Origin of the sequence: Marinobacter sp. ANT_B65 (assembly GCF_002407605.1) — a bacterium.
Classification (GTDB): Bacteria; Pseudomonadota; Gammaproteobacteria; order Pseudomonadales; family Oleiphilaceae; genus Marinobacter.
In genome coordinates this window covers 39841-64730 of record NZ_NXGV01000005.1, presented here as the reverse complement: position 1 = coordinate 64730, position 24890 = coordinate 39841, and the positions used below count along the sequence as shown (strand labels likewise).

Annotated in this window: 19 protein-coding genes; 9 read left to right on the top strand and 10 right to left on the bottom strand. The window is 55.2% G+C overall.

What is annotated here, in order from left to right; translation table 11 throughout:
• The first annotated feature begins 94 nt into the window (after nucleotides 1–94).
• A complete protein-coding gene (ppnN, locus tag CPA50_RS17685) occupies nucleotides 95–1477 on the top strand; it encodes a nucleotide 5'-monophosphate nucleosidase PpnN (RefSeq protein ID WP_096783867.1) in 1383 nt (460 codons plus the stop codon).
• Nucleotides 1478–1500: 23 nt separating this feature from the next.
• Here ppnN and CPA50_RS17680 read toward each other — a convergent pair whose 3' ends face one another.
• Nucleotides 1501–1836, bottom strand: coding sequence for a c-type cytochrome (locus CPA50_RS17680; RefSeq protein ID WP_096784007.1), 336 nt, complete (start codon nucleotides 1834–1836; stop codon nucleotides 1501–1503).
• A 218-nt stretch (nucleotides 1837–2054) separates the two neighbouring features.
• Here CPA50_RS17680 and CPA50_RS17675 point away from each other — a divergent pair, with 218 nt between their 5' ends.
• Nucleotides 2055–3158 carry an enoyl-CoA hydratase/isomerase family protein gene (locus tag CPA50_RS17675; RefSeq protein ID WP_096783866.1) on the top strand — a complete coding sequence of 368 codons (1104 nt, stop codon included), beginning with the start codon at nucleotides 2055–2057 and terminating at the stop codon, nucleotides 3156–3158.
• Between the two features lie 6 nt (nucleotides 3159–3164).
• On the opposite strand, the gene CPA50_RS17670 is transcribed toward CPA50_RS17675, so the two are convergent.
• A complete protein-coding gene (locus CPA50_RS17670) occupies nucleotides 3165–5321 on the bottom strand; it encodes a tRNA(Met) cytidine acetyltransferase TmcA (RefSeq protein ID WP_096783865.1) in 2157 nt (718 codons plus the stop codon).
• Entirely contained in the window at nucleotides 5321–5698 is a 378-nt protein-coding gene (locus CPA50_RS17665) for a DUF2237 family protein (protein WP_096784006.1), read from the bottom strand. The genes CPA50_RS17670 and CPA50_RS17665 overlap by 1 nt, the downstream gene beginning before the upstream one ends.
• Nucleotides 5699–5923: 225 nt before the next feature.
• On the opposite strand from CPA50_RS17665, the gene CPA50_RS17660 reads away from it, so the two are divergent.
• From CPA50_RS17660 to CPA50_RS17650, 3 genes are all read left to right on the top strand, one after another.
• Nucleotides 5924–8230, top strand: a complete 2307-nt coding sequence (locus tag CPA50_RS17660) for an ATP-dependent helicase (RefSeq protein WP_096783864.1) — start codon at nucleotides 5924–5926, stop codon at nucleotides 8228–8230.
• Nucleotides 8231–8405: 175 nt separating this feature from the next.
• Nucleotides 8406–9611, top strand: a complete 1206-nt coding sequence (locus CPA50_RS17655; protein ID WP_096783863.1) for an OmpA family protein — start codon at nucleotides 8406–8408, stop codon at nucleotides 9609–9611.
• A 96-nt stretch (nucleotides 9612–9707) separates the two neighbouring features.
• Complete coding sequence (locus CPA50_RS17650) at nucleotides 9708–10199, top strand: DUF4124 domain-containing protein (RefSeq protein WP_096783862.1); 492 nt, start codon at nucleotides 9708–9710, stop codon at nucleotides 10197–10199.
• A gap of 26 nt (nucleotides 10200–10225) precedes the next feature.
• Here the strand turns inward: CPA50_RS17650 and CPA50_RS17645 are convergent, their stop codons facing one another.
• Nucleotides 10226–11497 (bottom strand): D-amino acid dehydrogenase, encoded by a 1272-nt coding sequence (locus CPA50_RS17645; RefSeq protein WP_096783861.1) that lies wholly within the window; start codon nucleotides 11495–11497, stop codon nucleotides 10226–10228.
• 160 nt (nucleotides 11498–11657) lie between these two features.
• On the opposite strand from CPA50_RS17645, the gene CPA50_RS17640 reads away from it, so the two are divergent.
• Nucleotides 11658–12464: a TatD family hydrolase gene (locus CPA50_RS17640; protein ID WP_096783860.1), complete on the top strand. Its 807-nt coding sequence runs from the start codon at nucleotides 11658–11660 to the stop codon at nucleotides 12462–12464.
• Nucleotides 12464–13672, top strand: coding sequence for an HD-GYP domain-containing protein (locus CPA50_RS17635; RefSeq protein WP_096783859.1), 1209 nt, complete (start codon nucleotides 12464–12466; stop codon nucleotides 13670–13672). Before CPA50_RS17640 ends, CPA50_RS17635 begins: the two co-directional genes overlap by 1 nt.
• A gap of 6 nt (nucleotides 13673–13678) precedes the next feature.
• On the opposite strand, the gene CPA50_RS17630 is transcribed toward CPA50_RS17635, so the two are convergent.
• From CPA50_RS17630 to CPA50_RS17610, 5 genes are read right to left on the bottom strand one after another with little or no spacing between them, the layout of a single operon-like run.
• Nucleotides 13679–14590, bottom strand: a complete 912-nt coding sequence (locus CPA50_RS17630; protein WP_096783858.1) for a lysine exporter LysO family protein — start codon at nucleotides 14588–14590, stop codon at nucleotides 13679–13681.
• Nucleotides 14590–14910: a DUF2288 domain-containing protein gene (locus CPA50_RS17625; RefSeq protein WP_096783857.1), complete on the bottom strand. Its 321-nt coding sequence runs from the start codon at nucleotides 14908–14910 to the stop codon at nucleotides 14590–14592. Before CPA50_RS17625 ends, CPA50_RS17630 begins: the two co-directional genes overlap by 1 nt.
• Nucleotides 14911–14951: 41 nt before the next feature.
• Nucleotides 14952–15350 (bottom strand): response regulator, encoded by a 399-nt coding sequence (locus CPA50_RS17620; protein ID WP_096783856.1) that lies wholly within the window; start codon nucleotides 15348–15350, stop codon nucleotides 14952–14954.
• Complete coding sequence (locus tag CPA50_RS17615) at nucleotides 15331–16491, bottom strand: response regulator (RefSeq protein ID WP_096783855.1); 1161 nt, start codon at nucleotides 16489–16491, stop codon at nucleotides 15331–15333. Before CPA50_RS17615 ends, CPA50_RS17620 begins: the two co-directional genes overlap by 20 nt.
• A 10-nt stretch (nucleotides 16492–16501) precedes the next feature.
• Entirely contained in the window at nucleotides 16502–18178 is a 1677-nt protein-coding gene (locus tag CPA50_RS17610; RefSeq protein ID WP_096783854.1) for a diguanylate cyclase, read from the bottom strand.
• A gap of 102 nt (nucleotides 18179–18280) precedes the next feature.
• Between CPA50_RS17610 and CPA50_RS17605 the strand changes: the two genes are divergently transcribed.
• Entirely contained in the window at nucleotides 18281–20068 is a 1788-nt protein-coding gene (locus CPA50_RS17605; protein WP_227519714.1) for an ATP-binding protein, read from the top strand.
• Entirely contained in the window at nucleotides 20065–22056 is a 1992-nt protein-coding gene (locus CPA50_RS17600) for an ATP-binding protein (protein WP_096783853.1), read from the top strand. Before CPA50_RS17605 ends, CPA50_RS17600 begins: the two co-directional genes overlap by 4 nt.
• A 64-nt stretch (nucleotides 22057–22120) precedes the next feature.
• Here the strand turns inward: CPA50_RS17600 and acnA are convergent, their stop codons facing one another.
• A complete protein-coding gene (gene acnA, locus CPA50_RS17595) occupies nucleotides 22121–24889 on the bottom strand; it encodes an aconitate hydratase AcnA (protein ID WP_096783852.1) in 2769 nt (922 codons plus the stop codon).
• Nucleotide 24890: the final 1 nt, after the last annotated feature.

Below are 24890 nucleotides of genomic sequence, written 5' to 3'. Positions count from 1 at the left end.
GATGGTATATGATAGGAAAGGCGCTTAGTGTAACGTTTTGGCGCCATGCCTCAAAATCGGGTATTACCGCAACACTTCAGGAGCTTTTCCGTTCATGACCGCACCGACCATCAATGCCCTCGTATCACCTGAGGGCAGCCTGGAAATACTCTCCAACCACGAAGTCAATCTGCTCAAGGACAGAAGCGAAGGAGGCCTGTACCGGCTTTTCCGGCAGTGCGCCCTTGCGGTTCTGAATACCGGCGTTGTGACCGATGACTGTCAGAGTCTTATGGAAGCGCACGGGGACTTCGATATACGCCTGATACCCCAGCCCAGAGGCCTGAAGCTGGAGTTGATCAACGCGCCAGCACATGCGTTTGTGGATGACGAAATGCTCCGGGCCATTCGCGAGCATCTGTTCTCGGTATTGCGGGATATTGTCTATACCCATTCCTCTCCGCAATTTGCCCGGATCATGAAGAGCAACGAGCCGGACGACCTTACAAACATGGTGTTTCACATCCTGCGCAACGCCAGAGCTCTGCAACCTGGCCGGCAACCGGACCTGATTGTTTGCTGGGGAGGTCACTCTATCAGCGATAAGGAATACCAGTACAGTAAGGAAGTGGGCCACCAGCTTGGCCTTCGCGAGCTCAGCATCTGCACCGGTTGCGGCCCTGGCGCCATGAAGGGGCCAATGAAGGGCGCCACCATAGGTCACGCAAAACAGCGGGTAAAAAATGGCCGTTATATCGGCATTACCGAGCCGGGCATTATTGGCGCAGAAGCCCCCAACCCTATTGTTAATGAACTGGTGATCCTGCCAGATATCGAAAAGCGCCTGGAAGCCTTTGTCCGCTGCGGTCATGGAGTTATTGTCTTTCCGGGTGGCGTGGGCACTGCTGAGGAAATCCTTTACCTGCTTGGCATTCTTCTGCATCCGGACAACGCCGACCTGCCCTTTCCTGTGGTTTTCACCGGCAGGCCGGAAAATGCCGAATATTTCGAAATGATCGATCAGTTCATCCGTAACGCCCTCGGAGATGAAGCCGCCAGCAAATATGAAATCATCATAGACGACCCGGTTCGGGTAGCTCAGGCCATGAAAAGAGGCATGAAGGAAGTTGAAACCTTCCGCCGCGCCATGCAGGACGCCTATTACTTTAACTGGGTGCTGAAAATCGACCCGGTATTCCAACAGCCCTTCGAGCCCGATCACGAGAACATGCTCGCTCTGGAATTACATCGTGATCAACCAGTGCATCTGATCGCAGCCAACCTGAGAAAAGCATTCAGCGGCATTGTTGCGGGTAACGTTAAAGAAGGGGGGATTCGAAAGGTTCAGGAAAAAGGGCCCTTTGAGATATCCGGCGACCCGACCCTGATCAAGCCTCTGGAGGCCATGCTGGAGCAATTCGTAATCCAGAACCGCATGAAACTGCCCGGGACTTCGGCTTACAGCCCGAGTTACCGTATTGTTGGCACAGCAGCCTGAGCTGCTGTGCTGATACAGATTGCTTACTTGCCGCCGGCTGGCAGGCTTGAAAAATAAGCCGCCAGATTGTCGATATCGGCATCGCTCAGTGCTGCGGCCTGGCCCTGCATAATGGCTGACATGCCGCCATTACGCTGCTTGTCCCGGTAAGCCTTGAGGGATGAGACCAGATACTGCTCGTGCTGACCCGCCAGATTCGGGTACATCGGGATCTGAGCAACTCCGTTCTGACCATGGCAAGCTGCACAGACTGCAGCTTTTGCCTTACCCGCTGCCGCATCACCTGCGGCAGAAGATACTGCAGGAACTGCTGCGCCAAGAGCAAAAAGCCCGGCAATGGCATAGTGTTTAAGTTTCATCATAATTGGCCTCTCATCATCGTTTTAAGTTTTCCAAACCGGTATTCTGAACCGGACAATAACTGGCTGAAACTTATAGCACAGCCTTGCAGTCGCGCAAATGCTATAGATCAATGCGATTGTTTCGACGTTCGTCCTCTATAACTTCCACCCAGTTAAAGAGACATTACGTATAAAATCCGAATCAGAGATTATTTTACAGCCCGGAGACACCTTTAATGTCCGTAGAGGTCCAGGAAATCCCCTGTCGCCAAGGCCATATAGGCTTGCTGACTCTGAATTCCCCCGCCACAGTGAACGCCCTCACCCAGGAGATGATTGTCGTTATCAGCGACAGCCTGGAGCGCTGGGCCTCCGACGAACGCATCTGCATCGTCGTTATTCGGGGTGCTGGAGAAAAAGGCTTCTGCGCAGGCGGCGATATCCGGGACCTGTATCAGTCATTAACGGGTTCGGCAAATCCCGAAGCGGCATTCAGTGTTTTTCGCCATGAATATGCACTGGACTATACCCTGCACAGATTTCCCAAGCCTGTTGTCGGTATCGGACACGGAATTATCATGGGAGGTGGCCTGGGCCTTTTTTCTGCCTGCCGGTACCGGCTGCTCACGCCTGACGCAACTCTGGCAATGCCGGAAATCACCATAGGCCTTTTCCCCGACGTAGGCTCAAGCTGGTTTCTTAATCGCCTGCCCGGGCGCCTGGGATTATTCATGGGCCTGACAGGCTGTCGCCTGAATATTTCGGATGCGCTAAGAGTGGGGCTGGCTGATATGGCACTCCCGGCCAGCGACCAGCAAGGCCTGCTGTCGCGGTTACAGGAGGAGCACTGGAGTGGGCACAAAGAGGCTGATGACAGCCGCCTGTTCAGCATACTGAACCAACATGAGCTCGAGGATTACCGGGCATTGCCCGCCAGCCAACTGGAGCTGCACGAACGGGATATTGCAAAGCTGTGTGCCGGCTCCAGCTTACCCCGGATCGTCGATCAGCTGCTGACAGCCCGCATAGACAGTGACTGGTGGCAGGCCAGCATGAAAACACTGAAGGGAGGCTGTCCGGTATCAGCATGGCTGATCTGGAATCAGCTCTGGAAGGCCCAGCAGATGTCACTGAAAGATGTATTCAGAATGGAACTGGCAATGGTTTGGGAGTGCCTGCGCCGGCCGGACCTGACTGAAGGCATCCGGGCCAGGCTGATTGATCGCGATCAGAACCCGCAATGGTCTTTCTCTCGCATCGAAGACGTACCCGACGCGGTTATTGATGCCCACTTTCTGCCCGTATGGAATGATCAGACAGATCCCATGCAGCTGGAATGAAGCGGGTCACACCTCCTGCCAGCTTTTCAGGAGTTCCCGAACCAGGCCGCGCAAACGGTCCTCGCCATCACGCTGACCAGAGCACAGCCCCTCTTCCTGCAGCTCTGGCCAGCTCCACCCCTGCAGCACGGCCCGGCACCACAGGTGCGCCTCTGCATGCCCCCTCATCCAGCTCATAACCCCGCGGACCAGGCTCAAATCCCGCAGCACCGGAACCATCAGCCGGAAACCCCGATAGCCATTACCGTAGTGCTGCAAATCCCGGATATCCGCTGCATCCGGCCTGCACGTCGGTGGCAGTCCGGATGTCATATCTGCCAGCAGTCCGGGATCCAGATGCTTCCAGTTCAGAGGCACGAGTACCAGCCAGTGGCGAGCCAGCCGCGCCCGCACCTGCTCAAGCAAAACTGCTCCTTCAGCATTCAGGGCATGAACCATCTGCACCGGATACTCTCCGCTGGTGACCTCGCGCTGCAACCCAATGCGCGCAAGTTCCAGACCACAAGAGCCCCAGAAAGCGTACAGATCAGAACTGCCCCCAAAACTGGTGCCGGTATAATCCAGCCCTTCCTCTGCTGCACCAGCAGTTGCGGCAGCAACCAGACTGCGCCCGATACCCAGACGTCTTGCTCCTGCGGTGACGGCTATACGGATAGTTCGCAATCCACGCTGGCTTGCCGCCTCCGGGAACCCGCTGTGGCTGGCCAGAGACTGGGGCAGAAGATGCCCGCGCACCCGGCGCTTTCCACTTGCCACCTGCTCTGCCAGATCTCTGCTCAACCCGCCTTCCACGGCGCCCCAGAGCACACCCACTGTTTTTCCGTGAACAAGGGCTCGCCAGCTTCTGGCGGCGGGATCGTCCATCCATTGCCGAAGGTCTGCAGGCGTGGTCCGGTAGTGAGCATCCACCAAAAGGCCAAATGCATCAGCAAGCTCCGCCCCGGAAGCCCGGGCAGGCGACCAGGGCTCGATGACCACGTCACCAGCCGCAGCTTCCGGAACATCACCCGGGTTATGATCGGCACTAAGCAGAAACAAGCTGGATATCAGAGGCTCCAGCAGGTCCCCCCGGGCCCAGCGCACCGGCCGGGAAAGCGTTTGTGACTGCCACTGCGGCGTGGCTTGATCAAGAATCTGACGAAAACGAATGGCAAACCCGCGCCCAGCACCCTCGTACCCATGAACCGTGGACGCAAAAGCCACCCGGGGCCAGCCCATAAGAACACGTTTCAGCAGAGACACCGGAACAGCTGCAGCTTCGTCGACCATAACCACTTCAGCTTCCGGTTTCTCCCGCAACAGATCCCGGACGGAGAGAAAACGTAGCCTTGCGCCGGATACAGTTTCCAGCCAGTCGTCACTGGCATCGGTTACCTCGGCGCCAAGGGTTTCCCGGGCGTGATGGAACAGGGCATTAACATTCTCAATGGACGGGGCAGTCACCAGAACCTGCCGCCGCCCCTGTTGCAGCAGTTGCGCTGCGGCCATTCCCAGCGCTGCGGATTTACCCCGGCCCCGGTCAGCGGTTACCACCAGCGGCCTGCGCCGGCGTCCCAACCCAAACGCCACCAGTTTCCGGATCAGATCCTGTTGATCGGATGTCGTGGCAACCTCAAACTCAGATGCCGGTATGGACAGTTTTGGAAGAGCCGTCGCGGCAGGCACACCGGGGTTCACCCGGATCACCGAAGAATCCGCCTCCAGAATTCTGGCCATGCGTCCGGCAAAAGGGTGAACCTGACCGTGATCCAGGCTGGTTCTCCCATAATCCGGGTCGGGAAAACTCCCCCAATTCTCCAGCTCAGGCATCAGCCAGAACAACAATCCGCCTGCTTTAAGCGTACCGGCCAGAGCCGCAAAAGCATCCGGAGGATTACCCTGCCAGCCATCCCATGCGACCAGCGACGTTTCCCGGCCAAGCCATTGTCGTGCTTTTACGGGTTCAATTGCGGTCAGGCGGTCGTCTGGTGCATCGGCTGCCACGCCAACCCACAGGCCCCCGTCCAGTTCAAGAGACGGCATCAGTGCCTTCAGCCACTGTATGGAGAGATCACGCGCTCCTTCCAGCAACACCAGCCGGCGTTCGCCCCGGGCCGCAAGGCCAGCCTGTAATGAGCGCCAGTCAGCAGTATCAGGCTCAGAAGCCAGGATTCCTGAACTCATCAGCTAAGATCTACACCGTGGCGTTTCAGGTTATCCAGAGCACAATGTTCCAGTGCGGCCCGATGGGTAGCGCGCAGCCTTACTCTGGGTGCACAGCCCGCTTCAAAGGCTTCATGCCAGCGCGCAGCACAAAGGCACCAGCTGTCCCCGGCCTTTAAACCCGGAAATCCAAAATCAGGCACAGGAGTGCTCAGATCGTTGCCACGAGCCCTGGAGAATTCCAGAAACTCATCCGTCACTACGACACAGACAGTGTGCGACCCATGATCATCCGGGCCGGTGTTGCAGCAGCCATCACGATAAAAGCCTGTTTCCGGATCGGTGCTGCAGGATTCCAGTTTTTCACCCAGGACATTAATTGATTCTTCAGTCTGCATAGTCATTTTCTCTGGCTTCGGGAGCTGGCAACAAGGCAGAGTCTTTTCCAAAATACGCTGTGAATACATCCCTGTACGCTCGGATCCGTCATCCATGGCTCCGCACGATTCTGGATAAGACTCTGCCTTGTTGATCTCCATCTCTTGAGGTGGATTCGATATGTTAATCATTCATGTTAACGGGACAGGTACCCCCGCTTCCAGTTGGCCCGTACAATAGCACCTATGCCAAACAAAACCCCCGGATCCCCCGCTCTCGATCTGCCCGACTTTCTCACCGACGAACAGCGGGCAATTATTACCGCTGGCTACGAACATTCGGTGATCACGGCAGTAGCCGGTAGTGGCAAAACGTCCACACTTGCCTGGCGTATCCGCTATCTGCTGCAACAGGGCCATGACCCCAGCCGAATACTGGTACTTATGTTCAACCGCAGCGCCCGGATGGATTTCGAACGAAAACTGCAGGAGACATGCCACCAGAGCGGTCTGGCGTTGCCGGAGATTCGCACCTATCACGCCATGGGGCTGCGGCTGTACAAGCGCTTTGTCCGTGAGGGCTACCTGCCAGGCTTCTCCGAAAAGATCCTGACAGAGCAGGAGATAAGCTTTCAGGTCTGGCTGCTGACACGACGGCTGGCGCCGGAAGATCTGGCAGACGAAATTCGACGAAACAAGAAAGATTTTGTGGAGGCGGCAACTGGGTTCATTGATCTGGTAAAAACCACTCTGTCTCCCCCAGAGATTGTGTTTGAGGAGCTGGGTTACTCGGAGAAGCATCGCTACCTCATAGACCTGTTTCACAGCTTTGAGCAATGGCGTAAAGGACAAAGCCGGATCAGTTTTGCGGACATGCTATATGAACCGGTAATGGCAATTCATCAGAACCAGCCCCTGCAGCGACTGGTGGGCAACAAGATGGATCTGATCCTGGTGGATGAGTATCAGGACACCAACGAAATTCAGCATCTGCTCCTGCGCTATGTTGCGGGCGACCGGGCCCGGGTAACAGTGGTGGGAGACCCGGATCAGACTATTTACGAATTCCGGGGTGCCAAGCCCGAGTTCATTCTCAAACGTTTCAGCGATGAGTATGAAAGCCCACTGGAGCAGACACTCAGTTACACCTTCCGTTATGGCCACCGTGTAGCTTTACTGGCCAACCATCTGATCTGCCACAATACGGGGCGCAAGGACGTATTATGTCACTCACATCCTTCGACGCCGGCGACAGAAATTACCCTGCACCGAACCGAGAATGATGCAGATACCATATTGCAGATCCTGAGCCCCGAAGCAAAAGGTACGTCTCTGGAGAAAGCCGCAGGCCCTGCGGAGGATACGGCAATCCTGTTCCGGGTCTGGAGCCAGAGTGTACCCATAGAACTGAAGCTGCTGGCCCGGCAGATTCCCTATCGGATTGATGCAGGCAAAGGCGCTCTGTTCAGCCGTGAAGTACAGGCCATCACTGCGCTGCTGACAGTGGTTACAGGGCAACTGGAAAAGCACGCGGAGGACAACCGGCTGGAACTGGCACGACAGCTCCTGCGTTTTCCTCACGTTGGCCTCAAGGAGCCAGAACTGGAACAGCTGGCGCGATTCCTTGCCGGATTCGCCAACGACTGGCACAAACATCTGCTGGCACTGGATTTTGGTGCACTGGCGCCCATGGCGGCCCGCAAACTGCGCAAGCTGGGTGAGGTTCTGGAGCAGTTGCGAGGCTATTCCGGCCCGGTAGCAGGGCTGATTACAGTTTACGCAGAACACACCGACCTCTATGAAGGTATTCGCAGCCTGGCTCTGACTTATGACAGTGCCGAGGAACGGATTGATACAATTCACGGGTTTCGCGAGTACCTGAAAAGCCTCGATGTTGACGCAGGCAGCACCCTCGCTCACCTCAGGGCACTGCGGCAGCAGGCCGACGCAAAGCAACCAGGCGTCGGAGGCGTTCTGCTCTCTACCATTCACCGCACGAAGGGGCTGGAATGGGCAAGAGTGATCATTCCGGGGTTGCAGGAAAAATATCTGCCTCACAGCCCTCGATCCCAGGATGATGCCCGCGCAACCCTGGAAAGCGAGCGGCGTTTGTTGTACGTCGCCATGACGCGCACCCGGCAGACGCTGCATCTGATCACCAGGCCGGTAAGCAAACAGCCTCACCTGGATGGCGATCAGGGCCCCAGTCGTTTTATCGAAGAATGCTGTTTTGAACTGGCCGACGAGTTCGGGCGGTGGCTGGATGAACGGTCGCCGGACAGCAGCACATCAGTGGCTCTTGGCGCGCCGCTGACACCCGTAAGTGCACGCTACGCGACACAGGAAGGTATTACCCTGGAGGGCGAAGTTCAGGTAAACACCAGCACCACATCACCCTTGTGGCATCAGCCGCGCCTCAATCACGCTATTTTCGGCGTGGGCACAGTGGTCGCAGAAGATGAAAGTTCTTTCGAGGTTCATTTTGCCAGTGGCGAAAAAATGAATTTCAGCAAAAAAAGCGCCCACCTCTATTTCAGCGTTCCATCCACATAAATCCAAGTAAAGTTGGGCAAACAAAGAGATGGGCACGTATAATTCCCAATGTAACATTGCTCATCGATTCTTTATTTTCTGTGACTCTTTCGTTTACTTTGCGCGCAGTGTGCATTTAGGCCACTTAAACGATACAGCAGCAGTTTTACAACGATAATCGAACAGGAGGTTCTGCATGAACATTATGCGTCCGATCGCGATGGTTGCCATCGCCAGTACTTTTGCGGCTCCAGCTCTGGCTGAACGCACAGAAACGGTTTATATCAATCCCTTCGCCGCCTATCAGCTTTTTGACGACGACCGTGATCTGAGTGAAACGGGCACGTTTGGCTTCGGTCTGGAATACCGGTTCAGGCCAAACTGGGCCATTGAGGCAATGTATTCCCGGGCCGATGCAGACCGCAAATACGTCTCCGGCTCATCAGACTTTGAAGAACTCCGCGTAGATGGCACTTATTACTTCGCTCCTCAGGATGAAGCCTGGAACCCGTACGTTTCTCTGGGAGCCGGCCATGCTGACTTTGGCGTAAACGATGCCAGCGGTGTCCGTACCGCCGGGACCAACCACGACGAAACACGCGTTAACCTGGGTACCGGTGTGCGCTACAACATAAGCGACGCGATCTCCCTGCGTGGTGACTTGCGCGAATTCCACGGCATCGACGAAAGCACCTTTGATACCCAGGTTTCTCTGGGAATCAGCTTTGCATTCAACCGTACGGCTGGAAGTGCAGCACCCATGGCTCCGACAGACACCGACAATGACGGTGTACCCGATTCCCGTGATCAATGCCCTGGCACTCCTGCTGGCGCATCGGTGGACAGCACTGGCTGTGAGCCGGATGCAGATCGCGATGGCGTAGCCGATGTACGCGATACATGCCCTGACACCCCGCGCGGCGCAGAAGTTAACAGCCACGGCTGCGAACTCGACAGCGACAATGACGGCGTCGTCAACAGTCAGGATCTTTGCCCGGATACTGCTGCTGGCGCAAAAGTAGATGAAACCGGTTGTGAAGGCATCACCGAAACCATCGATACCTTTACCATTGAGGTTCAGTTCCCGACTAACAGTTCCGTGATCAGCAACGCCTACGATGCGGAAATCCGCCGTGTTGCAGATGCCCTCAAGGCAAACCCGGGCACTGTTGTGGAAATCGCCGGCCATGCTGACAACCGGGGCGAAGCAAGCTACAACGAGCTCCTGTCACAACGTCGTGCTGAAGCAGTAGCAAAACGCCTGACTGATGCGCTCGGTGTCGACCCTGCAAAAGTGAGCGCAAAAGGCTATGGTGAAAATGAGCCTGTTGCCTCTAACGATACGGCTGCTGGCCGTGCAGAAAACCGCCGCGTTGAAGCCCGCATTCAGGTTATTCGTTAATACGGCCTGAGCGCACAAAGAAGTAAGTGAAGTCAGGAAAGGCGCCCTCGGGCGCCTTTCTTTTTGGCGGCTTTGTTTTGATGAGAGGAGTGTTTCATGCTCAGATTACTGGCCAGTCTGGCCTTTCTGCTCACACTTGCCACTCCAGCTCAGGCTCAGGTATTCCGCTGTAAAGACGTAATGGGCAACACTATGTATGCCGACACGCCCTGTGGCGAGAATGCAGAGCCCATTCAGATCAGGGAAAACCATATAGGTGGAAGTTTCAACCTGAACCTGCCACCCCCTGAAACTCCTGAATCAGGAGCTAAAGAAAACAATCCCGGGGCGTCCCGAAAAGAATCAGAATCCGGGACCTGTCGTTTTATCAACTCTACGGATCTGCGCCGGTATCTGATCCGGGAACAAGTAGTCAAAGGCATGACCCGGGAGCATGTCCGCAAAGCATTTGGCAACCCGCCAGAAACCTACGGCGCGCCCCGGGAAGTGTGGATTTATCAGACTCGCTATTACGGTGCCCTCTATGAACTGACCTATGTCTATTTCAAAGACGGATGTGTGGAGCGAGTAGAGCACCGCAAACCCTGACCACCCTGGTACAGGGCGCTCAACACCTACTCCTGATAGCGCCCGGGGCGGAACGCATCCAGACACACCGCTGGCTCCTCACCATCGATCACCTGCGCAATCACATCCGCGCTGCCCGCTGAGAATGTCCAGCCGAAAGTCCCGTGGCCGGTGTTGAGGTACAAATTATCGCGGGGGCCACGGCCTATGATGGCAGGGCCATCCGGGGTCATGGGCCGGAAACCGGTCCAGGTTTCGGCGGCGTCCAGATCTGCACATCCCGGGTAGCGGGATTCGACGGATTTCCGGATGGTGGTGATGCGCGCTTCCGGAATGTCTCTATTGAAATCAGCCAACTCCACAAACCCGGTTGCACGCAAACGGTCACCCAGGCGTGTGGACACGACTTTGTAATTGTCATCGTGGATAGTAGAAACTGGCGCATTATCAGGATTTTTCAGGGGTACAGTAATGCTATAACCCTTGACCGGATATATCGGCAATTCAAGGCCCAAAGGCCTTACCAGCTCCGGAGACCAGCAACCCGCGCAGACCACAAAGGCATCGGCAGAAAAGGTCTCCTTCTGGCCGTTTTCGTCAAACAGAACGACCGACTCGACAGTCCGTCCGCTATCCACCAGGCGCTCGACCTGAACGTTGTAACGGAAACGAACGCCCTTGTCCTCACAGGCCCTCGCCAGTTCCTGAGAAAACAGATGGCAATCACCAGTACCATCTGTGTCATAACTCAAGGCGCCAAAAAGCGGGCCACTCCGGGCCATTCCCGGTTCAGCCTCGTACACCTGATCCGGGGTCAGCAAACGGGAAGCTATACCCATTTCGTTCAGTACCCGCTGCGTACCCCGGTACCCTTCCAGCTCTTCTGGAGTACTGGCAAGATGCAGCAGCCCACGGTGGCCACCATCAAATGCCAGGTTTAATTCGTCCTCCAGATTCAGGAAACGCTCCCGGCTATGTATACCAAGGCGCAACATGGCACGCTTGTTAAAGCCGAACAGACCCGGTGACCAGGCATAACGCAAAGTAGAAAACATGAACCGCACAGCGTTCAGGGAAGGCGGCACCCGCAGCTTCAGAGGCCCGTCCTGTTTGAGCAACCAGGGCAGCGCCTTGAATACCATCTTTGGGTCTGCCCAGGGATAAACCACACCATAGGAACGCTGTGCAGCATTACCTTTGCTGGTTTCATTGCCCGCAATACCGTGGCGTTCAAGCACCGTAACCTGATGACCACGACGGCTCAGCTCCCACGCCGTAGTAACACCCACTACGCCACCACCAATAACAACAACGTGCATCTGCGCCTCCTGCCATAGTGAAACCAGCGAACGATCCGCATCAAGGAAAGCCCTTATCAGTCACTGTAGGCCAACAAACGGACAACTGGTAAACTTGTTAACTTCAGATCCCGGATTAGCAATCGGAATCACAGCCTGTATCGGAGCCTAGCATCAGTCCATGAGCAAAAAACGTCGCGAGATTCCCGTATTCGACCATCCGATCATTGAGACTCACTGCCACCTGGATTACCTCAAGGACCGCCCCCTGGAGGAAACCCTGGAACAGACGCAGAGGGTTAATATCGAGCGTGTGATTACCATTGCTGTGGCACCGGGCAACCTGGCGCAGGTGCGCGAGCTCAGCACAAAAGCTCCGTGGCTTTACGGAACTCAAGGCATTCATCCCCATGAGGCGGAAAGCTACAGCGACGCCGTTGAAACAGAAATCCGCGCTCACATCCGGGACAACAAGATCGTCGCAGTTGGCGAAATCGGGCTGGATTACTTCTATGACAAAGCAGACCGCACTGTTCAGCGTGAGGTCTTCCGGCGTCAGCTCCAGATTGCCTGCGATAACGACCGCCCGGTGGTTATCCACAGCCGTGAGGCAGACGACGACATGATCGCTATCCTCAAGGAATTTGAGCTGTCTCTCAAACGTCGTGGGGTCATTCACAGCTTCACGTCCGGCCCCGGGCTTGCAATATATGCACTGGATCAGGGCTGGAATCTCGGGTTTAATGGCATTACGACCTTCAACAAGGCAGAGAACGTGCGGGATATTGTTCGAATGGCCCCCATCAGCCAGATTCTTCTGGAAACTGACGCACCGTATCTCACGCCTGTACCCTACCGTGGCCGGGAGAATGCGCCATTCTATCTGCCATTCGTTGCAGAAAAGATCGCAGATGTAAAAGAACTGCCCCTGGAAGACGTAATTGTGCAGACCTACAAAAACAGCCTGCAAACGTTTTTCCCAGCGTAATGATCAAGCGCATCCCTATATCCGCATTGAAAGTCGGCATGTATATCACCGACATGAACAACGACTGGATTCCCCACAACACTCAGCGCCGGCGTGGGCTTATCAAGCGTGAAGAAACCATCGAAAAAATCCGCAAAATGGGCGTGCAGTTTGTCTATATCGATGCTGTGAAAGGCGCGGACACCCAGGATTCAGAGACTGCGGCAGCCGTAGACGAGCGCAATGAAGAGGCGTTGCAAAAAGCCGGAGAACAAAAGCCCGGCGTTGCACCACGAGTGTCTCTTCCCGAAGAGATGGTGGCTGCTTTGCGCATTCATTCTGAGGCACAGGAACTGGTTGGAAATTTCATGAACAGCGCCAAGATCGGCGCTGCCATTGACGTGGCTCCAATCCACAAGCTTGCAGACGAGCTGCAAAGCTCGGTCACGCGCAATGCCAATGCACTGGGTTGCCTGGGCCGAATTCGTGAAAAGGACAACTACCTGCTTGAACACTCAGTAAACCTGAGCGTTCTGATGAGTATTTTCGGGCAATATCGAAAACTGTCTGAAGACGTAATGCACCAGACTGTTGTAGGGGCCCTTCTCCACGACCTCGGCAAAATCCTGACTCCCGATGAGGTACTGCACAAGCCCGGGCGCCTGACACCGGAAGAGTATGAAGTCATGAAGCTTCATGCCCGGCACTCCCGTGACATTCTGTCTGCAACGGAGGGCATCGGCGAGCTCACTGTAATCACTGCCGCACAGCATCACGAGCGGATGGACGGCACCGGATATCCGGAAGGCCTCAAAGGCGAGGCAATTTCTGAGTACGGGCGCATGGTCGCCATTACCGATGTCTATGATGCGATTACAGCCGATCGCGTCTATCACCGGGGAATGACCCCCACACAGGGGCTCAAGAAACTTCTGGAATGGAGCGGCAGCCATCTGGACCCTGCCCTGGTGAGGCAGTTCATCCGATGTATCGGCCTGTACCCTGTAGGCTCCCTGGTTCTTCTGGACAGTGGTCGGCTTGGAGTTGTGGTTGAAATCAACGAGGAAGATCAACGGCTGCCAATTGTACGGGTGATGTACCATACAAAGTTCCGGATGCCGATTACCCTTACAACCATTGATCTCTCGAAACCCTCCAGTCAGGACCGTATTTTGCGCTCCGTTGACCCGGACGAGTACAGGATTGATGTGCGAAAGTTCCTTTCCTGAACCTCTCTAGCCGAGAGCCAGAAAAATACCCATCAGAACCGGCGACAGAAAAGACAGCAGAAAGCCGGAGGCAATAGCAACCGGCACACAACTCAGACCGCCGTTACTGCGTATCACCGGAAGGGTGAAATCCATAGCGGTTGCTCCACCATAACCTATGGCCATGGCAGGCCGGCTGCCTATAACCAGCGGTATAATAGCCAGTGCGATGATTTCGCGAAACACGTCATTCAGAAAGGCGACGCCTCCCCATGCAGGCCCCAGAGCGTCACCGATCACAATGCCCGAAAGGGAATACCAGCCAAACCCTGAAGCGAGTGCGAGCACATCATTCCAGGGCAGCCCCAGTACAGGAATCAGCAACGCGCCAGCCAGTAGAGAGCTGAGCGCAAGCACCACAGCAATACCCAGCCCCTGAGTGTTCATCAGCAGCTTACGCAATGAAAGCCCGGCATTACGCAACTGCAGACCAATCAGAAACAAGAGCAACATCAGGGACCAGGTAGCCAGCTGCTCCGCCTGTGGTATGACTGGCAGCAGGTAATAGCCCGCCAGCAGGCCCACTAACACCGCCAGCAGAGGCTTCAACGCTGCCATGAACAATCTCAGGTAACCCACTCCGCCTGACGATACGTCCCGAGGCTCAGGGACCATTGGCCAGTGCCGGTGCAGCAACCACAGGCCAGCCATGTTGGCGACGAACAGAACCACAACCAGAGCCGATACCTGGCCCGCCATGGTTCCAAGCTGATTCACCAGGCCCTCCATCTGGCCCAGGCCTAGCCCTAACAACGCCAGAATGAAATACACCAGCGCTTCAACCAGGTAATGAATAGTAGTCATCAGCCTGCGGTTCTTCAGCGGTAAGGCAAACCCCATGAACAATGGAGCAAGAATCAGCAAGGCACCGGTCAGCATCAGTGCACCGGCGCGTCAGGACGATCCTGAACCAGCACCCAGGGCGCTACAACCACAGCCCATAGTTCGGCATCGCAGTCGTACCAGGCCCGTGCGATGTCGGGCGAAACATCGCCAACATCGCCAGTGGCGAGCCAGTGCTCAAAGAGGGTGCGGTTATCCGCAGTCAGCTCGGAGGCCACATCCAGCAGGTCCAGACCATTACCTACCAGCACTACTTGCCCGCGAGCATAGTAGGTCTGAAGTTCATGCCAGCGGATACGGGAGGTTTCCAGGTTAAGCCTGGTTCTGATTTCATCATTATTACAAGAGGACGACATGACAGCCTTTTCAGGTAGTGACAGTAAAAACCGGCAAGAGCTTAACCGATTGCACATGCCTCGTTCCAGATTTCCCTTATCTGGTCTGCCAGTGAGAGCGGATCAAAGGGTTTGGGAATAACGCCAGCGGCACCCTGCGCCAGATAACCCTGAACCTCATCACTCTGAACCTTTGCGGTCATAAACACAGCGGGGGTCGTAGCATAATCCGGTAAACGCCGGATTGCTTCCAGAGTTGCCGGACCATCCATGCCTGGCATCATGACATCGAGAAGGATCAGCTGGGGCTGACATTCTCCGATCTGTTCCAGCGCCTGTTGTCCGGAGTCACAGGCCGTCAGTACAAACCCGCCAATGGACTCCAGAGCCAGTGCAGCTACGGTGCGGATATCCGGCTCGTCTTCAACCATCAGAATGCGTTTAAGGCTGTGGTCTGGCATCACTTTTCTCCGTGTCCTTGTGCTCGATACCCAGCCTGCGCAACAGTGTGCGACATTCCGGGCTTTCAGCCTGCTCCGCAGCCAGCAAAGCAGCCGTCCGCATTACCAGCTTTGACCGACTGACGTTGGTCCTGCTCAACACATACACTGCACCAATCAGCTCCCTCAGATCCAGAGGTAAACGCCACTGCACCTTGATTTGATTCCCCAGCTTTTCCGCCCAGCAGGTAATGGCTGAATCAATCTGCTCAACCTCAAGCAGCTCACCGATCTGGTCGCAATGATTTTGCAACACCTTCAAGGCTGCCAGCTCACCGGCCCGGCTCAAGAGACCCGCCGTATAATAGACGGCAGGGTTATCACCAACCTTTCTGGCCAGCGCACCGGCAGACTCCGCAACCCGTACCGCCTGTTCCTGTTCAAGGCGCGCACGCTCGGCCAGTCGCGGGCACGAAAGCTTTCCGGCAATATCCAGCGACAGCGCAAGTGCCTGGTTCAGAGCCATCCAAACACCGATCACGCTGATCGCCTCTCTTGGCGTTTTAACCGACGTTCCGGAACGCCGGAATGAAGCACTGTTCGCAACATCCAGCAACTTGGCACTTAACCCGGGTTCCCGCTTCCATTGTTGCGCAAGTGCAATGGCGTCCAGCTCGTCACGTTTTTCCATGAGGGACAGAACTTCGGCGGTATCAATCTGGCCAGGTAACTGAATCGCCGAGTTACAGGCCGCCTCCATTTTCTCATCCAGAGTACCGCTGCCTTTCCCATGAATGGTCGAAGCTGAAACCAGCTCTGTTAGCTTCTGGTGCAGCACGTCTACCTGAAACGGCTTGCTGACATAGCCATTGATACCCAGGTGGGCTGCCGCCAGAATGGAATCACGGTCCGTGCGGCCACTGATCATGAGCACAGGAATATCACCGCCGGTCTTTCTTACCGAACGAACCAGGTCCAGGCCTGAGCCATCTGGCAGGTTCCAGTCTGCGATAACCAGATCCGCAGGCTGCTTCTCCCAGCTGAGGAGTGCAGGCTGCAACTGGGCAAAAACCTGGATTCTCGCGCCAGGGCAGGCACTCGCCACGACGGTTTCCAACAGGTCCCCCATCAGTTCGTCATCATCCAGAATCAATACATACATCTTGGCGGTCTCAATTTTCAGTTAAACGGTCACAACCACCCTCGGGTGCCACGCTAACGCCATTGCGCCCCGAACGTTTACGTTCGAATAGTGCCCTGTCCGCTGCTTCAATAGCCTGCTCACCCGACTCATAAGCATTCAATGCGGCAACACCGGCGCTGAAGCTTACTGAAAACTCTTCACTTCCACCGTTGAACACCAGCCGGGAGAAATCCTGGCAGAGCGTTTCAAGCACCTCAACTGCCTTGCCCAGCGAACACTCCGGTAACACAATTACAAATTCTTCGCCGCCATAACGACCGATAATATCTGTATCCCGCAACCTGTGGCGAAGCAGGTTGGACAAAGCCTTGATCACCATATCGCCTGTTCCGTGGCCATAGGTGTCGTTGACTTGTTTGAAGTTATCCAGATCAAGCATGGCTACCACAGAATCATGCCCTGTGCGGGTACAACGCGCGAATTCGCGACTCAATTCTGTTTTGGCAAGTGCGTGCTTCAACAGACCGGTAAGACTGTCCAGCGATACCAGCTTGCCAAGCTGCCGGGCACGGTAGCAGCGTATCCTCGACGTGCGCAGCAGGAACTCGTCAGATACGGGTTTGGTCACGAAATCATCGCCGCCACGGGCAAGAACATCCAGCTGCAGATCCCGATCCTCTTCAGATGAGAAGAAGATAATGGGCAGGCTGAGCCATTCAGCCTGAAATCTCAGCATCCGCGCCAATGCCGGGCCTTCGTAACGTCCCATTTGCACATCCATAAGCAGAATGTCCGGTCGGAATTCCGCCAGTTCTGACAGCAGGCCTGCCGGGTCGTCGAGAGTCCGCACCTGCAGCCCGCCACTGGTGAGAACCAACCGGTAGTGCTCAAGCAGCTCACGGTCGTCATCCACAATCATCACCCGGCCCGTAAGCGTTGCCAGACCTTCAGCCAGAAGTTGCTCTACCCGGTCCGCAAGTGCGGGAATATCCTGGGGTTCTTCCAGACAGGCATCAACTCCCAGGCCGGCTAACCGGTAACGGGTGGCAAAATCATGAGCCTCACTGAAGCAGATAACCGGAAGGCTGGACAGTCTGGGCAACCAGTCCGCTTCCTCATCCTGCAAAAGTGTATCCCGGACCATGATCAGATCAACATCATCCATGCTGTCTGTCCACTGCGGGCCTGCGCTCAGGGTTCGCACCCTGTGTCCATACAGAGCCAGCCCCTGTGATATCAGACCTGCAAGCTCTTTGTCAGGCTCCATGAGCATCAACACAGACCGATTGCCGGCGTCTGCTGGCCGGTACTGATGCCAGCCGGTTGATACCGGCTCGGCCGCGCCCAAAAGATCACCAAGACCAGCAATATCATCTTCATAACCAGCCGCCAGCAACTGCTGTAACTGAATACGGATGCGTTCGCTGTTATCCCCGGCGGTAACCTGATCTGCCAGAGGCTTTATGGCAATCTCGAGCTTGCGGGCCTGCTCACCCAGCTGAGTAAACCCAAGAGTACCTGCCGAGCCTGCCAGCCGGTGGAATAACTGGTAGGCACCAACCAGCTTTCCAATCGACTCGGAATGCCGGGACGCACTGGAAATACTGGAGACCAACTCCTCAAGTTCACGTATCGTTTTATCCCGAAAACGACTACGAAGTGTCTCCAGTTTTTTCCGTACCTCGGACGAAGGACTTTGAGGCATAAAAACTCTTGCTGATTAACGCGTGTAAACGCTGTGAATTCTCTTTCAATTGATGTTCAATCAAAGCAAGTTTTTCGGCAAATAGCCAGACAGGAGCACGTTTTGGGTCATTTATCTCTGGGAACTCGCCTTGCCGTGATAATCATTCTTGGCAGCCTGGCAACCGTAGGCTTTGTTATCTATGCCGCATACGATGCATTGCTTGAGGACTTTGAAAGCAATCTCACGGCACAACAGGCAAACGAAACAGCCCACATTTCCAACCTGGTGAGCCAGGACCTGGAGCTTCGTATAAGTGTGATGGCCCAGTTTGCCACTATGCTGGGCCACAATGATCAGTTATTACCTCCGGAGCAGCTTTCAACGCTCCTGAAAAAACAGAAAAAACTCAGTGAGTTGTTCCCCCACAGCCTGACCGTTCTGTCTCCAAACGCCACACTGATCGCTGAAAATATTTTCGTTCCAGGGCGGGTTGGCACCTATTACGCTGACCGGCCCCACTGGAGAGCGGCCATTGAAACCCGTCGCCCGGTAATCAGCCGCCCTATTATAGGCCGGGCAACGGGCGTTCCGCTGATGGTTTTTATCGCGCCGATTGAGAGTGATGATGGAAAACTCCTCGGTTTTCTCAGCGGAACACTGCAAATGGACCGGTCGTTCCTGATACCGGACCACATACGAAACAATGCCAATAAAGATGCTGTTTTCCTGGTGATAGATACAGAGAACTTCCTGTTTGTAGAAGGTTCCGGCGAAGACAAAGCTATCCAGAGCCTTCCAGATCCCGGGGAGAATTTACTGATCGACGCCGCCCTTTCCGGCACGGGTTTTGGTGAGGTTGAAGCTGAATCCGGAGAAACACTGATCTATGCAACCAGCCACCTTCCGCGTCTCGGATGGCTGTTTATCCGGGCCGTTCCCAAATCCCTGGCGACCGCGCCCGCCGAGCAGGCTTTTGTCCGGTTCTTTCTGATCAGCACGGGGTTAACCCTCAGCATATTATTGCTGACATACCTGGCGCTCAGGTCAACAACAGCATCCCTTACCAATATGACCCGGCGGATACGCTCCATGATCCGGAAACCGGAATCCTCACGCCGCCTTAAAGAACAGGGCGCGCCGGAGGTGCGGGATCTGGCTCAGGCGTTTAACCAGTTACTGGATGAACGGGACGTCATCAATCAGCTCAAAGACGGTTTTGTTTCCAACGTCAGCCATGAGTTGCGCACCCCTCTCACTTCACTTAACGGTGCACTCAGGCTTCTTGAATCAGGAACAGCCGGAGAACTGCCTGAAAGCGCTCAAAAAATGACGACCCTTGCCCTGCGTAACAGTGAACGCCTGCAGCTACTCATCGCGGACTTGCTGGATTTCAACAAACTGTCAGTGGGTGAAATGCGCGTAAACTTCGAAGCCGTGCAGATTGAAGAATTAATCAGAATGTCTGTTGTCAGCAATCAGTTAATGGCCAGTGACCATTCTGTCTCGTTAATTGCCAAAGACATTCCCCAACTGTGCCTGACAACCGATGGACACCGGCTAACGCAAATCCTGGATAATTTTATCAGCAATGCCATCAAGTTCTCGCCACCTGCGGGTGTGGTCGTAATTCACGCAGAAGAAAAAGAGACAGACCGGTTACGCATTACTGTCAGTGATCAGGGCAAAGGTGTGCCTGACAGTTTCCAGGACCGGATTTTCGAGCGCTTTACCCAGGCAGAAGTGGGGACAGCCAGAGCCACCAACGGAACCGGTCTTGGGCTGGCCATTTGCCGACAACTGGCCACTCTGCTGAATGGCGAGGTTGGTTTCTACAACAATGAAGGAGCACATTTCTGGGTAGAACTCCCCGTCCGCCAACCGGATGCGGACCGGGAGCAGAAATCATGAAAACACCAGAATTGCCGGATAATGAAAGCTCCAGACAGGCTGCACTGGATCAACTGAAAATTCTCGATACGCCTCCGGAAGCACGTTTTGACCGGCTCACGCGAATGGCTGCAAAAATACTTGATGTACCCATTGCCATGATCTCCCTGGTGGACCGCGATCGCCAGTGGTTCAAATCCTGTGTCGGCGTGGATCTCAGCGAAACTCCCAGGAGCATTTCGTTCTGCAGTCACGCCATAGTTAACAGGCAGCCTCTGGTGGTCAGCGATACATGGGAAGATGAACGTTTCCACGATAATCCATTGGTAACAGGCGACCCGGGCGTCCGGTTCTATGCGGGTGTACCGTTATACAGCGCGGATGGCCTCGCGCTCGGCACCCTGTGCGTTATTGACCGGGTGCCACGTACACTGACCGAAGCAGATCATCAGTCCCTGCGGGATCTTGCCGACTGCGCCGAAGAGCAGATCAGCGCCCGCGAACTGGCCATCCACTATCGTGAACAGGAGCTGCGTGACAAGAACCAATCCCTGCTTATGCTCGAACAGCTCGCCGATCTTGTACCCGGCGGCCTCTATCAGTTCCGTCTTCATCCGGATGGCCGCATGAGCTTTCCCTTCACCAGCAAGGGGGTCGAGCGCTCTTTCGGCGTAACCGGACAACAGGCCAGAGAGGATGCAAATACGCTTTTAATGCTGGTCAATCCCGAAGACTACCCGACGGTCCTGAACTCAATCAAAGAATCGGCAAAACAACTCAGCACATGGTCTGGCCAGTTCCGGGCATACGGAAAAGACGGGCGACCTCACTGGATTGAGGGCCATTCCACCCCCCAAAAGCTCGAAGATGGCAGCATTATCTGGCACGGCTATCTGGAAGATATCGACGACAAGAAACGGGCGCAGTTGAGGCTGCAGGAAAGTGAACAGCAGCTCCGGCGCCTGTTCGAACTGGCGCCCAGCGGTATCATTCTCGTCGACTATCACTCCGGCGCCTTCATTGATGTAAACGCATCCATGCTGAAGTCGACGGGCTATCGCAAAAGTGAATTCCTGAAACTCAACCATCGCCAGTTACTCAACCCCAGGCATACATCATTACGGTCCAGAGTTTTGGAAGAGTTAACGAAAAATGGATATTTCGGCCCCATTGAACAGGAAATAGTCGACTGCAAAGGCGACAGCTATCCGGCAATTATTCACAGCATGCTGATTCGTGATGCTTCAGGCCACAAACGGCTCTGGGTGCTGGTGGATGATATTTCCGAGCGCAAAAAAGTTGAGCGCATGAAAAACCAGTTTGTCTCTACGGTGAGTCACGAACTAAGAACACCACTCACCTCCATTGCAGGAGCCATCGGACTTCTGGCTGGAGGCGCTGCCGGAGCACTCCCACCCAAAGCGCTGGAAATGATGTCCATTGCCGAGCGCAATGCCCGGCAACTGACTACTCTGATCAATGACCTTCTGGACATTGAAAAACTGGTCGCGGGTAAACTGAACATCCACATGCAGAAGCAGCCACTACAACCTCTTCTGGAACAGGCCGTCAGCATCAATCAGCCTTATGGTGCACAACGGGGAATTACCATCCACCTTGCTCCCGGAGTGCCGAAAACAGAAATATGCGTAGACGAACAGCGGCTATTGCAGGCACTGAATAACCTGATATCCAATGCGATAAAATTCTCTCCGGATAATGGCCGCGTTGACCTTTCTGCCCGACTGCAGGCAGGCGAAGGAAATCCTGCTGTCACCATCGCCGTTCAGGATAGCGGAGAGGGTGTTCCCGAGGCGTTCCGGAGTCAGATCTTCCAGCGCTTCGCCCAGGCCGACTGCTCGAACACCCGCAGCCAGGGCGGGACTGGCCTCGGGCTGGCCATTACCCGGGAACTGGTTACAGCCATGGATGGTGAGGTCGGCTTTGAGTCCCCTCCGGGGCAGGGTGCCAACTTCTGGATACGCCTGCCGGTGGCGACCTGCGAATAGTCATAAAAAAACCGGCAGCCTTTAACAGGCCGCCGGCTTTTTCCAGAATCAGCCAAGCTGAGGTTCAGGCAGACTTGAGCATTTCCCGCACCACATAGTGCAGTATGCCTCCATGGCGGAAATACACCGCTTCATTGGCAGTATCGATCCGCGATATCAGCTCACAACTTGCAGTGACACCGTCCTTGTAGGTTACCGTCATACTCAGTGTCTGGCCCGGCTCTATATCTCCGGATAATCCCTTGATACTGATGGTTTCCTCACCGGTCAGCCTGAGGCTCTTGCGGTCCGTGCCTTCTGCGAACTGCAAAGGAATGACTCCCATGCCGATCAGGTTTGAGCGGTGAATCCTCTCATAGGACTCGGCAACCACCGCGCGGACACCGAGCAGGCGCGTACCCTTTGCAGCCCAGTCACGGCTGGACCCGGTTCCGTACTCTTTACCGGCAATCACAACGAGCGGTGTTCCCTGCTCCTGATATTTCATGGCGGCATCGTAGATGGGCATTTGCTCCCCGGTGGGCACAAATTTCGTGAAACCGCCCTCAACATTCTCAAGCATTTCGTTGCGAATGCGCACGTTCGCGAAAGTACCGCGCATCATCACTTCGTGATTACCCCGGCGCGAGCCGTAAGAGTTGAAGTCCTTCGGTTTTACGCCATGTTCCTGCAGGTATATGCCTGCAGGAGAGTCCGCCTTGAATGATCCAGCCGGAGAGATATGGTCAGTGGTTACTGAATCACCCAGCAGCGCAAGAATGCGCGCCCCCTGTACATCTTCAATCGGCTCAGGCTCTTCCCCCATACCTTCAAAAAAAGGCGGGTGCTGAATGTAGGTTGAACTATCAGACCACTCATAAACCTTGCTCTCAGGCACCTTGATTGACTTCCATTTGTCATCGCCATCGAACACTTCCGCATATTCCTTATGGAACATGTCGGTTTTCACCTTCTGTACCGCTTCGGCGACTTCCTGCTGGCTGGGCCAGAGGTCTTTAAGAAACACAGGAGTCCCGTCTTTATCAATTCCCAGAGGCTCCTTATCCAGATCCAGCCGAACGTTACCCGCCAGCGCATAGGCTACAACCAGAGGGGGCGATGCCAGCCAGTTGGTTTTCACCAGAGGGTGAACCCGGCCTTCAAAGTTGCGGTTGCCAGAGAGAACAGAGGCTACGGTGATGTCACCATCAATAACGGCTTTTTCCACTGCCTCTGGCAGCGGCCCGGAGTTACCAATGCAGGTGGTGCAACCGTAACCCACCAGATTGAACCCGAGCTTGTTCAGGTCATCCTGAAAACCGCCAACCCGCAGGTAATCGGTTACCACTTTGGAACCGGGAGCCAGCGAAGTCTTCACCCAGGGCTTGGTTTCAAGCCCTCTGGCAACCGCTTTCTGGGCAACCAGACCCGCTGCCATCATGACGCTGGGGTTGGAGGTGTTCGTACATGAGGTAATAGCGGCAATAACCACCGCGCCAGGGTCAAGTCGCGTCTGCTCGCCGTTGAGTTCCAGATGCTGACTCGACGGGTGGTGGTAGCTGTCATCCACCCCTATCGCGGTCTGGCCGCCTTCGGACTCAAGATTGCCCTCACGGATCTGACTGGCATCCGGTGCGCCCTCGGCAGTTGCCATCAGCAACTCGAAGGTCGACTTCATGTTCTTCAACGCAACCCGGTCCTGGGGCCGTTTCGGGCCAGCCAGACTGGCTTCAACTTCACCCATGTCAAGTTCCAGAGTGGCAGTGTAAGCCGGCTCATGGCCTGGCTCACGCCAAAGCCCCTGAGCCTTGGCATAGGCTTCTACCAACTCTACCTGCTCGTCTTCGCGACCGGTCAGGCGCAGGTAATTAAGGGTTTGTTCATCCACCGGGAAAAAACCACAGGTTGCCCCGTACTCCGGCGCCATATTGGCGATAGTGGCGCGGTCTGCCACAGGCATATCCTTGAGACCATCGCCGTAGAACTCCACAAACTTGCCAACCACACCTTTCTTGCGGAGCATTTCGGTTACAGTCAACACCAGATCGGTCGCAGTAATACCTTCGCGTAACTTTCCGGAAACCTTAAAGCCCACAACTTCCGGGATCAGCATGGACACTGGCTGCCCGAGCATGGCGGCTTCGGCTTCAATTCCGCCAACACCCCAGCCAAGAATGCCGAGGCCGTTGATCATGGTGGTATGGGAATCTGTTCCAACCAGAGTGTCCGGGTAGGCCAGGGTTTTACCGTCCTGCTGTTTGTGCCACACGGTTTTGCCCAGGTACTCAAGATTTACCTGATGGCAGATACCCGTTCCCGGCGGCACTACCCGGAAATTATCAAAGGCCTGCTGACCCCAGCGCAGGAATTCGTACCGTTCCTGATTACGCTCCATTTCTATGGCTACGTTGTCGGAGAAAGCAGTAGCTGTACCGAACTCGTCGACCATCACCGAGTGATCAATCACCAGATCCACAGGTGACAGAGGGTTAATCAGCGCGGGATCCTTACCCGCCTTTTTCACGGCCTCTCGCATGGCGGCCAGGTCAACCACACCGGGTACACCGGTAAAGTCCTGCATCAGAACACGGGCAGGGCGGAACTGGATTTCGGTATCGGAGTGCCGGTCTTTCAGCCACGCGGCCATGGCTTTGATGTGGGTCTGGTCAACCGTTACGCCGTCTTCGTTGCGCAACAGGTTTTCCAGTAGCACTTTCAGTGAAAAAGGCAGGCGGCTGAGATCACCTAGTGATTCAGCCGCTTTCGGCAAACTATAATAATGGTAGGTACGGTTGCCTGCCTGCAGACTGCTGAAGGTATTCAGACTATCCTGACTGTGAGTGTCACTCGACATG